General features: G+C 37.8%; 8 protein-coding genes and 1 rRNA gene (1 of these 9 running past the window's edge). All 9 read left to right on the top strand.

The features are described 5' to 3' along the window. The first annotated feature begins 110 nt into the window (after positions 1–110). Positions 111–3,440, top strand: coding sequence for a DNA polymerase III subunit alpha (gene dnaE / locus IGL36_RS04155; protein WP_002405021.1), 3,330 nt, complete (start codon positions 111–113; stop codon positions 3,438–3,440). A 172-nt stretch (positions 3,441–3,612) separates the two neighbouring features. Next, the gene (pfkA, locus tag IGL36_RS04160; RefSeq protein WP_002355947.1) at positions 3,613–4,575 is read left to right on the top strand and encodes a 6-phosphofructokinase; all 963 of its coding nucleotides are present in this window, start codon (positions 3,613–3,615) and stop codon (positions 4,573–4,575) included. Between the two features lie 64 nt (positions 4,576–4,639). Then, on the top strand, positions 4,640–6,397 hold the full coding sequence (gene pyk / locus IGL36_RS04165; protein ID WP_002355949.1) for a pyruvate kinase: 1,758 nt from the start codon (positions 4,640–4,642) through the stop codon (positions 6,395–6,397). Between the two features lie 373 nt (positions 6,398–6,770). Beyond that, positions 6,771–7,340 (top strand): YceD family protein, encoded by a 570-nt coding sequence (locus IGL36_RS04170; protein ID WP_002363429.1) that lies wholly within the window; start codon positions 6,771–6,773, stop codon positions 7,338–7,340. Positions 7,341–7,396: 56 nt separating this feature from the next. Further along, a complete protein-coding gene (rpmF, locus tag IGL36_RS04175) occupies positions 7,397–7,576 on the top strand; it encodes a 50S ribosomal protein L32 (protein WP_002355952.1) in 180 nt (59 codons plus the stop codon). Between the two features lie 204 nt (positions 7,577–7,780). Continuing rightward, positions 7,781–9,202, top strand: a complete 1,422-nt coding sequence (gene gndA / locus IGL36_RS04180) for an NADP-dependent phosphogluconate dehydrogenase (protein WP_002355953.1) — start codon at positions 7,781–7,783, stop codon at positions 9,200–9,202. Between the two features lie 157 nt (positions 9,203–9,359). After that, entirely contained in the window at positions 9,360–10,046 is a 687-nt protein-coding gene (locus IGL36_RS04185; RefSeq protein ID WP_002355954.1) for a response regulator transcription factor, read from the top strand. A gap of 10 nt (positions 10,047–10,056) precedes the next feature. After that, positions 10,057–11,565, top strand: a complete 1,509-nt coding sequence (locus IGL36_RS04190) for a HAMP domain-containing sensor histidine kinase (protein WP_002363430.1) — start codon at positions 10,057–10,059, stop codon at positions 11,563–11,565. A gap of 644 nt (positions 11,566–12,209) precedes the next feature. Next, positions 12,210–12,948 (top strand): 16S ribosomal RNA (locus IGL36_RS04195) (it continues 822 nt past the right edge of the window).

Genomic DNA, 12,948 nt, shown 5'->3' on the forward strand with positions numbered 1-12,948 from the left:
CCTCTTTTCTAGCTCTTAGTTTAGCATATTTTCTTTAAAAGTAAAGAATCCGCGATAGGAAAATAAGAGAAGAGGCAAAAAATAGCAAGGATTCAAAAAGGAGCTGTCCAATGTCATTTCCACAATTACATACCGTTACTTCCTATTCGCTTTTATCTAGTACGGTTAGGATTCGTTCCTATGTAAAACAAGCGAAAGCGTTAGGTTATCAAACATTAGCGATTACCGATATCAATGTCTTGCATGGGGTGGTTGAATTTTATGAAGCATGCCAAGAAGCGGGAATTCAACCAATTATCGGTTTAAGATTAGAATATACCCCAGCAGAAAAAGAAGGGCATTCCGAGTTGCTTTTATTTGCTAAAAATTTAAAAGGGTATCAGCAATTAATGCAACTATCTAGCAGCAAAATGACGACAGAGGGTCCCTTTTACTTAGCGGAACATCAATCCTTATTAAGTGATTTATTTGCCGTGACTTTGTCAGCCAAAGGAGAAGTCGCCCAAACATTTTTTGAAGATGAACAACAAGCGGTTCACGCTTTCCAACAACTTGCTTCATATTTTGATCCCCAGTCGTTATTTGTTGAACATTCTTTTTCAATGAATCAACAACGCAATCCAGCGCTCTTTTCTTTTTACCAAAGAGAACAATTACCTGGCGTGGCTTTGCAAGAGGTACGTCATTTAACAAGGGAAGAAGGCTTTGCCGTAACTGTTCTTGAGAGCATCAAAGAAAATAATCAATTGAATATTACAAGCCAAACACCGGAAATAGAAGGTCTGAATTACTTGCGTGAAGCAGAGACGACGATGGAACAAATGCTTCAAATAGCTGGTGCAGAAGTGGTCCAGAATACGATTCAGCTAGCTGAAAATTGCCGAGTTGACATTCCTTTACATCAAAAATTATTACCGCATTTTCCTGTGCCTGATAATCAAACGGCTGGTTCTTATTTACGCACATTGTGTTTAGAAAAATTACCAGAAAGAGTGCCTCATCTAAATGAAGTTTACCAAAAACGATTAGAAAAAGAGTTAACCATCATTCACAATATGGGCTTTGATGATTACTTTTTAATCGTTTGGGATGTGATGGACTTCTGTCATAACAATCAAATTGTTACAGGCGCTGGCCGAGGTTCAGCTGCAGGCTCTTTAGTGTCCTATGTGCTATCAATTACAGATGTAGATCCAATCAAATATGATTTGCTCTTTGAACGTTTTTTGAATCCGGAACGCTACACGATGCCCGATATTGATTTAGATATTCCTGATAATCGGCGGGAGGAAGTTTTAGCTTATGTCAGTCAAAAATATGGTCATTATCACATGGCGCAAATTGCCACGTTTGGTACGATGGCTGCGAAAATGGTTTTACGGGACGTTGCACGTGTTTTCGGGTTGTCCCAGAGTGAAGCGAATCGTTGGTCGGCAGCTGTCCCCAACAAGCTGAAAATTACGTTAGAAGAAGCATACCAAGAGTCAAAACGGATGCAAGAATTGGTCAATTTTTCACCAAATAATCAATTGCTCTATAAAACAGCTGTTCAGCTAGAAGGATTGCCTCGCCATGTTTCTACGCACGCAGCAGGTGTGGTAATTAGTGATGAAAATCTTTTGAATTTGGTTCCGTTACAACTAGGATCGAATGAAATTTTATTGACCCAATTTACTATGAATGATGTTGAAAAAATTGGTCTTCTGAAAATGGATTTCTTGGGCTTAAGAAATTTATCCATCATTGATGATACCCTCACAGCTGTTAAACGCGTCTATAATCAAACCATTCGTTTGAATCAGATTCCATTAGATGACGAAACGACGCTGGCTTTATTTAGAAAAGGGGAAACAAGTGGTGTTTTTCAGTTTGAATCTGCTGGAATTCGGAATGTATTAAGAAAATTAGGGCCAACTAGCATTGAAGATATTGCTGCTGTCAATGCCCTGTATCGTCCTGGTCCGATGCAAAATATTGATGTTTTCATCCGCCGGAAAAAAGGCTTGGAACAAATTAGTTATCCAGAGCCTAGTCTCGCCCCCATTTTGGAAAATACGTACGGAATTATTGTTTACCAAGAGCAGATTATGCAAGTTGCTGCGAAAATGGCTGGCTTCTCTTTAGGGCAAGCTGACATTTTACGTCGGGCCATTAGTAAAAAGAAAAAAGATGTGCTAGATGAAGAACGGAATCATTTTGTTAATGGTGCGTTACAACAAGGCTATCCCCAAGAAACAGCTAACCAAGTGTACGATTATATTGAGCGCTTTGCTAATTATGGCTTTAACCGCTCGCATGCATTTGCCTATTCCTTTATTGGTTTTCAAATGGCTTACTTGAAGGTTCATTATCCGAGTGCTTTTTATGTCGCATTGTTGCATTCTGTTCGTCATAATCCAACAAAAATTAAAGAATATATTGGCGAAGCTAGAAAAAACAAGCAGACGATTTTGCAGCCGTCAATTAACCAAAGTCACTACAGCTTTTACCTAAATCAGCAACAGCAAATTTTATTTGGTTTTAGTTCTTTAAAAGGAATCCGCCGAGACTTCATTCAAAATATTTTAAATGAACGCCGAGAAAATGGACCGTACAAAACGTTCGATGAGTTTCTTTTGCGAATTGACCGTAAGTGGTTGAAAGTTGAAAATATCGAACCATTGATTGCCATCGGTGCATTTGACGAAATTGCGCCTAATCGCCGTCAATTAGCGGTAGGTTTAGAGAGTAATATCCAAAGTATTCTTCTCAGCGGTGGTAGTATGGATTTGTTAGAAACATTGAAGCCCAAGGAAGAAGAAATTGCCGATTATCCGTTAGAAGAGCGACTAGAACAAGAAGAACAATATTTAGGGGTCTATTTATCAGGACATCCGACAGAAGAGTTCAAAAAAACACGCTTAGCCAAGCAAACGCAACTTGTTCATGAACTTGTTGAAAATCAGCCCACGAAATTATTGATTTATGTCAAAAACATTCGGACGATTCGGACCAAAAAGGGAGAACAAATGGCCTTTGTTGATGGGGATGATACAACAGGAAGTATTTCACTAACGTTGTTCCCAACCGTTTTTCGCCAGTTAAGACAGAGTGTCGAGAAAGGGCAAGTTTATTATGTGGAAGGAAAAGTGGAACGCAGTACTTACAATCAAGAATTGCAAATATTGGTTCAACGAATAGAAAAAGCGCAACAAGTAGAAACATCAATTAGTGACGAAACGTGTTTTATCAGAATTACAAAAGATGTCGAACAAACGGACGTTTTTCAGAAAATGAAAGAGGTACTCAGTCGTCACGCTGGACATATTCCAGTGATTGTCTATTTTGAAAAAACAGGAAAGAAAATAGTATTAAATGAAGAAAATTGGGTCGCTCATACAAGCGCTAGTCAGCAACAATTAGCTTACGTTTTAGGCGAGCAAAACGTCATTTTCAAATGATTTACGGTAAAAAATACTAGTTGTTTTCAACTTTTTTCATTTTTTTCTTCTTAACTCAAGACATTTTGGTTCTTTAATGGTAAAATGAATGACGTAATATTTTTGTATATCAATTTTTGCGAAAAGGTTTCTTTTGGCAGTTGAAAGTATATTATATGAGGTGAAATAGCGAATGAAACGCATTGGTATTTTAACCAGCGGGGGAGATGCCCCTGGAATGAACGCTGCAATTCGTGCAGTCGTACGCAAAAGTATTTTTGATGGAATCGAAGTTTACGGTATTAACTATGGATTTGCCGGTTTAGTCGCAGGCGACATCCGTCGTTTAGATGTTGCTGACGTTGGCGATAAGATTCAACGTGGTGGAACATTCTTGTACTCTGCTCGTTATCCTGAATTTGCTACTGAAGAAGGGCAATTAAAAGGAATCGAACAATTGAAAAAATTCGGTATTGAAGGCTTAGTTGTTATTGGTGGAGACGGTTCTTATCATGGCGCAATGGCTTTGACAAAACGTGGTTTCCCCGCTGTTGGAATTCCTGGAACAATTGATAATGATATTCCTGGAACAGATTTCACAATCGGTTTTGATACAGCGATTAACACTGTTTTGGAATCAATTGACCGAATTCGTGATACAGCAACTTCTCATGTTCGTACATTCGTTATCGAAGTAATGGGACGTAACGCTGGTGATATCGCATTGTGGTCAGGCGTGGCAGGCGGAGCAGATGAAATCATTATTCCTGAACATGATTTTGATATGAAAAACGTTGCCAAACGTATTCAAGAAGGCCGCGACCGCGGGAAAAAACATTGCTTAATCATTTTAGCAGAAGGCGTAATGGGTGGAAATGAATTTGCTGATAAACTTTCTGAATACGGTGATTTCCATACGCGTGTATCAATTTTAGGACACGTGGTTCGTGGGGGCTCGCCAAGTGCTCGTGACCGTGTATTAGCAAGTAAATTTGGGTCATATGCTGTTGAACTTCTAAAAGAAGGCAAAGGCGGTTTATGTATCGGTATGTTAGATAACCAAGTAGTTGCAGCTGATATTATTGATACGTTAGAAAACAATAAACACAAACCAGATTTATCTCTTTATGAGTTAAATCATGAAATTTCTTTTTAATCTTGTATATTAGCTAATCTTATTAGCTTTGTATAAACAAATTTGGAATAGGAGCGTTTTAGTAATGAAAAAAACGAAAATCGTATGTACGATTGGACCAGCTAGTGAATCCGTTGATATGCTAGTAAACTTAATTAATGCAGGTATGAATGTTTGCCGTTTGAACTTTTCACATGGTGACTACGAAGAGCATGGTGCTCGTATTAAAAACATTCGTGAAGCTGTAAAAATTACAGGGAAACGCGTAGCGATCTTACTAGATACAAAAGGTCCTGAAATCCGCACAAATGACATGGAAAATGGCGCAATCACAATGAAAATTGGTGACTCAGTACGTATTTCTATGACAGAAGTTTTAGGAACAAATGAAAAATTCTCAATCACTTATCCAGAATTAATCAATGATGTAAACGTAGGTTCACACATTCTTTTAGATGATGGTTTAATCGATTTAGAAGTAACTGATATCGACCGTGATGCAAACGAAATCGTAACAGTTGTTAAAAACGAAGGCGTCTTGAAAAACAAAAAAGGCGTTAACGTACCAGGCGTTTCTGTAAACTTACCAGGGATCACTGAAAAAGATGCTAACGATATCCGTTTCGGAATTGGTCAAGGAATTGACTTTATCGCAGCTAGCTTCGTTCGTCGTGCTTCTGACGTTTTAGAAATCACTAAAATTTTAGAAGAAGAAAACGCAACACACATCCAAATCATTCCTAAAATCGAAAACCAAGAAGGTATCGATAATATCGATGAAATCTTAAAAGTTTCTGATGGTTTAATGGTTGCTCGTGGTGACATGGGTGTTGAAATTCCAACAGAAGATGTTCCAGTTGTCCAAAAAGCTTTAATTAAAAAATGTAATGCTTTAGGTAAACCAGTTATCACTGCAACACAAATGTTAGATTCAATGCAACGTAACCCACGTCCAACACGTGCGGAAGCAAATGACGTAGCAAACGCAATCTACGATGGAACAGATGCAGTAATGTTATCAGGCGAAACTGCAGCAGGGGATTACCCATTAGAAGCTGTTCAAACAATGGCTCGTATTGCAGTTCGTACAGAAGAAACATTAGTTAACCAAGATTCATTCGCATTGAAATTATATAGCAAAACAGATATGACTGAAGCAATCGGACAATCTGTTGGCCATACAGCACGTAACTTGGGTATCCAAACAATCGTTGCGGCAACAGAATCAGGCCATACAGCACGTATGATCTCTAAATACCGTCCAAAAGCACATATCGTTGCAATTACGTTCTCAGAACAAAAAGCACGTAGCTTATCATTATCATGGGGTGTTTACGCAACAGTTGCTGACAAACCATCAAGCACAGATGAAATGTTTAATTTAGCTTCAAAAGTATCACAAGAAGAAGGTTATGCTTCAGAAGGTGATTTAATCATTATCACTGCTGGTGTTCCAGTTGGCGAAAAAGGCACAACAAACTTAATGAAAATTCAAATGATCGGTTCTAAATTAGTTCAAGGTCAAGGTGTCGGCGAAGAAGCAATTATTGCAAAAGCCGTTGTTGCAGGAACTGCTGAAGAAGCAGTTGCTAAAGCGACTGAAGGAGCTATTTTAGTTACAAAAACAACAGATAAAGAATACATGCCTGCAATTGAAAAAGCATCAGCATTAGTTGTTGAAGAAGGTGGTTTAACTTCTCATGCAGCTGTTGTAGCGATTGCGCAAAATATTCCAGTTATCGTAGGTGCTGCAGATGCAACATCATTAATTAATAATGACGAAGTGATTACTGTTGATCCTCGTCGTGGTATTGTTTACCGCGGAGCAACAACAGCTATCTAAGTCTAATTAATTCAATCATTTGATTTTAAGCAATATGTACTCGGACGCAAAGCTGGGACAAACCGATTCGTCAGTTTGTCTCAGCTTTTTTTACAAGGAAGACAGTGGTATGAAATGTTCAGAAAACACGTATTCAGTAAATAAAGAGTTGGGCGCAAATAGTAAAATTATGTCTGAGTTTTAAATTATTTATGTTATTTCACACAAAAATTTTGTTATTTAATTAAATAAGCGCTAAGTTATCTTCAACAGAAAAACAATTATAAAAAAAACGAAAGAAAAACAGGAAATAAGAAAGGGCTGTCAAGAAAATTTCATTGACAAAGCTTTCATACCCCTGTATAATAGCTTTTGTTGCTTAGGAGTGATAATTATGAAGTGGTCTTTGTTAGAATTAAATAAATACAAAGAAGAGCCGCTAGTGTTTTCAGAAACATTGCATCTTAAAGAAGAGCTTCTTCAACGAGATGATACCTTGTTGGATGTTAGTCCAATCAAAGTAGAAGGCTTATTAGCAGTCAATAAATCAGAATATTTACTTCATTACACTATTCAGGTAACTGTAACCGTTCCTTCATCCCGTTCTTTAGAACCTGTGGCTTTGCCAATGCAAATCACGGTCGATGAAGTCTTTATGACAAAAGAACAAATGGATACAAGAGATGAACGATTTGCAGCTGAAGAGATTATTTTATTGGACAAGCCAACAATTGATTTAGATGAATCTGTCGAAGACAACATTCTATTGTCCATTCCAATTCAAGTGCTTACGGAAGAAGAACAAAACAGTCAAGAAATGCCAAGTGGCAATGACTGGGAAGTGATTTCAGAAGAAGCATATTTGGAAAGTAAGCAGAAAGCAGCAGAACAAACAGTGGATCCTCGTCTGGCTAAACTATCAGAATTACTCAGCGATAATGCTGAAGAGGAAGATAACAGCTAGGTTGGAATATATTGTGTATGTAAATACACGCATCTTTACAAGGAGGTGGAACAACAATGGCAGTACCAGCTAGAAGAACTTCTAAAGCGAAAAAAGCAAAACGTCGCACACACTACAAATTAACAATCAAAGGCTTAAATGCATGCTCAAACTGTGGTGAAATGAAAAAAAGCCATCACGTATGTCCAGCATGTGGTCACTACGATGGAAAAGACGTAATGTCTAAAGAAGCATAAGCATAAAAACATTTTTTGAAATGTTGAATCCCCTAGGCTAACCATGGAGCCTAGGGGATTTGTATTTTTTTAAGAAAATATGAAGAAATTGGAAATTTATTGGCACTATATTGTTTTCATATGAAAGATAGTGCGTTATAATAGTGAGGATTATAAGAGAATGCTCATAGAATTTTCGTTGATTATAATATAGGAGGTCATAAAATGACAAAACAACAATTTGGCGTAGTCGGCATGGCTGTCATGGGAAAAAATCTTGCTTTAAACATTGAAAGCAGAGGCTATACAGTTGCGCTGTATAACCGTACAGGATCAAAAACAACAGAAGTGGTTGAAGAACATCCTGACAAAAACTTTCAAGCAACATACTCAATTGAGGAATTTGTGAATGCAATTGAAAAACCTCGTCGAATTATGTTGATGGTTAAAGCTGGACCTGCAACAGATGCGACAATCCAAGAATTGTTACCACACCTTGATAAAGGCGACATCTTAATTGATGGCGGTAATACGTTCTTCAAAGACACAATGCGACGTAATGAAGAACTAGCAAACTCAGGAATTAACTTTATTGGTACTGGCGTTTCTGGCGGAGAAGAAGGAGCCTTGAAAGGACCGTCTATCATGCCTGGCGGACAAAAAGAAGCGTATGAGTTAGTTGCGCCAATTCTTGAAAAAATTTCAGCTAAAGCAGAAGACGGTGAACCATGTGTGACTTACATTGGCCCAAATGGTGCTGGACATTATGTAAAAATGGTTCATAATGGGATTGAATATGGGGACATGCAATTAATTGCTGAATCCTACGATTTAATGAAACAAATCTTAGGTTTATCTGTTGATGAAATGGCAGAGATTTTCAAAGAATGGAACGAAGGCGAATTAGACAGTTACCTTATCGAGATCACGGCTGACATTTTGACACGTAAAGATGATGAAGGAACCGACCAACCAATCGTTGATGTTATTCTTGATGCAGCAGGCAACAAAGGAACAGGTAAATGGACAAGCCAAAGTGCGTTAGATCTTGGCGTACCATTACCATTAATTACAGAATCAGTATTTGCACGTTTTATTTCGGCTTACAAAGAAGAACGCGTAAAAGCAAGTGGCATTTTATCAAAACCTGCAGCCTTTAACTTTGCAGGTGATAAAAAAGAATTGATTGAAAAAATTCGCGAAGCATTATACTTTAGTAAATTAATGAGTTATGCGCAAGGTTTTGCACAACTCCGTGCAGCTTCTGAAGAATACGGATGGGATTTACCATTTGGTGAAATTGCAAAAATCTGGCGAGCAGGTTGTATTATCCGTGCACAATTCTTACAAAAAATTACCGATGCATATGAAAAAAATCCAGCACTTGAAAACTTGTTGTTAGATGAATACTTCGTAGAAATTACGAAAAAATATCAACAAGCCGTTCGTGAAGTTGTTGCGATTGCTGTTCAAGCAGGTGTTCCTGTACCAACATTCTCATCTGCAATTGCTTATTACGATTCTTATCGTTCAGATCGCTTACCAGCGAATTTAATTCAAGCACAACGTGATTACTTCGGTGCTCATACGTACGAACGCACAGACAAAGAAGGAATCTACCATTACAGCTGGTACAACGAAGAATAAACACGCTGGAGACCATGAGTGTGGCTCACCATGCTCATGGTTTTACTGTGGCTTAAAAAAGAACCAGACAGATTGAGTAGTAATTCTCTAATAAGTAGTAAGGAATAAAAAGGTTGAGCTTGAGTATAGCTTTTAAAGAGAAAGGACAATTAATCAAATGAGCAACATTTTAATTATTGAAGATGAAAAGAACTTAGCGAGATTCGTTGAGCTTGAATTAAAACATGAGGGGTATACGACAGAAGTACACTACAATGGTCGTACAGGATTGGAAGCCGCTCTTAACAACGAATGGGATGCTATCCTTCTTGATTTGATGTTACCAGAATTGAATGGATTAGAAGTATGTCGCCGTGTTCGCCAAGTGAAAAATACACCAATTATTATGATGACTGCGCGTGATTCAGTAATTGACCGTGTTTCTGGTTTAGACCATGGAGCGGATGATTATATTGTTAAACCATTTGCAATTGAAGAATTGTTAGCTCGTTTACGTGCGTTACTTCGTCGTATTGATATTGAGGGCGATAAAAACGTTGCAAAACAAACAACGATTACATATCGTGACTTAACAATTGAAAAAGAAAATCGTGTCGTTCGTCGTAATTCTGAAATGATTGAATTAACAAAACGCGAATACGAATTACTATTAACGCTAATGGAAAACGTGAATGTTGTCTTGGCACGTGATGTGTTACTAAATAAAGTTTGGGGCTATGAAACAGAAGTAGAAACAAACGTTGTGGATGTGTATATCCGCTACTTACGAAATAAAATTGACGTACCTGGAGAAGAAAGCTACATCCAAACTGTCCGTGGAACTGGCTACGTTATGCGTTCGTGAGAACTAATTAATGAAAAGAACGATTAAAAAAGAACTGGAAGGCCCATCTTTAACTATAAAGTGGGCTTTCGCAAGTTCTTTCTTTATATTTGTAGTTTTTACCATTTTTGCGGTGATTACCTATAAGTCTTCTGTTAGTCTTATTGTTGCCAAAGAAAAGGAAAATGTCGAAGCAACGATTGCAGAAGTAACAAATCGATTAGCTAATGCCAATGAAAATTTAACGGTAACAGACGTTTTTGACTATTTAAAAACGCCGAGTGAAAGAGATGAAAACTACTATAATAAGCATACAGCAGTAGAAGGTTCGTTTATGGAAATGGACAGTTTCATATCTGAACTAGGACAACCAGAACTTTATTTATCTGTGTATGACACAAACCAAAAGCTAGTTTTTAAAACACAAAATGAATATGATAAGTTATTACAATTGGATCGACAATTACCTGTTGTTCGAACCGTTTTTGATAAAACCGGTTTTTATTCCGTGGAACCTATTTTTTCAAAAGAAACACGAGAAAAGATTGGCTATATTCAAGCGTTTTATGAACTTTCTTCTTTTTATGAAATTCGTAATCATTTATTATTAACACTTGTAGTTTTAGAAGTGATTTCTCTGATTGTAAGTAGTGTCTTAGGCTTTATCCTCTCTTCTTATTTCTTAAAACCATTAAAAGTATTGAGAGATACGATGGATACAATCCGCAAAGACCCGCAATCAGATGTCCACATGCCGGAGATTAATACGAGAGATGAGTTAGCAGATATCTCGGAAATCTTTAATGAAATGTTAGATCGTATGAGACGCTATATCGAACAACAAGAGCAGTTTGTTGAAGATGTTTCCCATGAATTAAGAACGCCCGTTGCGATTATGGAAGGCCATTTAAACCTTTTAAATCGTTGGGGGAAAGACGATCCTGAAATTTTAGATGAATCATTAAAGGCCAGTTTACAAGAAATTAGTCGTATGAAGAGTTTGGTCCAAGAAATGCTTGACCTTTCACGCGCTGAACAAGTGGACACCCAATATGCAAATGAACGAACAGATGCTAAACAAGTAGTCTACCAAGTATTTAATAACTTCCAATTGGTTTATCCTGAGTTTCATATCACATTAGATGACGATTTACCAACCGAAGTTGAACTGAAAATCTATCGTAATCACTTTGAACAATTGCTAATTATTCTATTAGATAATGCGATTAAATATTCAACAGATCGAAAAGAAGTGCATATTTCCATTTCTCGAACGATGAATGAATTTGAAATAGCTGTGCAAGATTTTGGTGAAGGAATCACTGAAGAAGACTTGGAGAAAATATTTGATCGATTCTATCGAGTAGATAAAGCCCGTGCAAGAAATAAAGGCGGTAATGGCTTAGGTCTATCGATTGCAAAACAATTAGTCGAAAACTATAAAGGACGTATTGATGCAGAAAGCGTATTGCATCAAGGAACAATCTTTAGAATTTTTATTCCAATCGCTGGAATAAAAGAAGAGAGCAACGTACAATAAAGTACGTTGCTTTTTTTACGAATGATTAACGAACATTTCAGTAAGAGAAAAGGGATTATAAGATAAAGAAACGAATGTTTTCTTTGCAGAAAATATTCATCGTTCGAAATTGAAAAAAATGTTATTTTTCTGCAAAATAATAGTTGCGTTTTAGAAAAATCCTTGGTATATTAATATCTGTTCTGACAAACAGTTCGTTAAGAAAAAAGTTTTAAAAAGTTAAAAATTTTTCTTGACGAAAAGATAAATAACATGTTAGAATAACAAAGTCGTTAAAGAGATTGCTTTTAAATCAATCATTTGATCAAAAAAACTTGTTATAAAATAACAAAAAAGTTTTAAAAAGTTGTTGACAAACAACTGAGATAATGATAAGATATAGAAGTTGTCACAGCAGACGGCAACGACCGAGCAAAACAACTTAAAAAAACTTTTTTAAAAAAGTTCTTGACATTCAAACGAAAGTTTGTTATGATATAAAAGTTGCTGCGAGGTAACGTAGACCTTTGAAAACTGAACAAAGAATAGACGAACCAAATGTGTAGGGCGTCTTGATTCAATTCAAGACAACAAACATTTTTAACAAGCAAGCAATATGCTAGCAAACAAATTGAGCTTAACAATCGCAAGATTGTTCTAACTTTTATTATGAGAGTTTGATCCTGGCTCAGGACGAACGCTGGCGGCGTGCCTAATACATGCAAGTCGAACGCTTCTTTCCTCCCAAGTGCTTGCACTCAATTGGAAAGAGGAGTGGCGGACGGGTGAGTAACACGTGGGTAACCTACCCATCAGAGGGGGATAACACTTGGAAACAGGTGCTAATACCGCATAACAGTTTATGCCGCATGGCATAAGAGTGAAAGGCGCTTTCGGGTGTCGCTGATGGATGGACCCGCGGTGCATTAGCTAGTTGGTGAGGTAACGGCTCACCAAGGCCACGATGCATAGCCGACCTGAGAGGGTGATCGGCCACACTGGGACTGAGACACGGCCCAGACTCCTACGGGAGGCAGCAGTAGGGAATCTTCGGCAATGGACGAAAGTCTGACCGAGCAACGCCGCGTGAGTGAAGAAGGTTTTCGGATCGTAAAACTCTGTTGTTAGAGAAGAACAAGGACGTTAGTAACTGAACGTCCCCTGACGGTATCTAACCAGAAAGCCACGGCTAACTACGTGCCAGCAGCCGCGGTAATACGTAGGTGGCAAGCGTTGTCCGGATTTATTGGGCGTAAAGCGAGCGCAGGCGGTTTCTTAAGTCTGATGTGAAAGCCCCCGGCTCAACCGGGGAGGGTCATTGGAAACTGGGAGACTTGAGTGCAGAAGAGGAGAGTGGAATTCCATGTGTAGCGGTGAAATGCGTAGATATATGGAGGAACACCA

Origin of the sequence: Enterococcus sp. AZ011 (genome assembly GCF_050548355.1) — a bacterium.
GTDB classification, from domain to species: domain Bacteria; phylum Bacillota; class Bacilli; order Lactobacillales; family Enterococcaceae; genus Enterococcus; species Enterococcus faecalis.

Coding starts and splice junctions, on each gene's coding strand:
- rpmF (WP_002355952.1), top strand. CDS start 7,397: ATGGCAGTACCAGCTAGAAGAACTTCTAAAGCGAAAAAAGCAAAACGT.
- IGL36_RS04190 (WP_002363430.1), top strand. CDS start 10,057: ATGAAAAGAACGATTAAAAAAGAACTGGAAGGCCCATCTTTAACTATA.
- IGL36_RS04170 (WP_002363429.1), top strand. CDS start 6,771: ATGAAGTGGTCTTTGTTAGAATTAAATAAATACAAAGAAGAGCCGCTA.
- IGL36_RS04185 (WP_002355954.1), top strand. CDS start 9,360: ATGAGCAACATTTTAATTATTGAAGATGAAAAGAACTTAGCGAGATTC.
- pfkA (WP_002355947.1), top strand. CDS start 3,613: ATGAAACGCATTGGTATTTTAACCAGCGGGGGAGATGCCCCTGGAATG.
- dnaE (WP_002405021.1), top strand. CDS start 111: ATGTCATTTCCACAATTACATACCGTTACTTCCTATTCGCTTTTATCT.
- gndA (WP_002355953.1), top strand. CDS start 7,781: ATGACAAAACAACAATTTGGCGTAGTCGGCATGGCTGTCATGGGAAAA.
- pyk (WP_002355949.1), top strand. CDS start 4,640: ATGAAAAAAACGAAAATCGTATGTACGATTGGACCAGCTAGTGAATCC.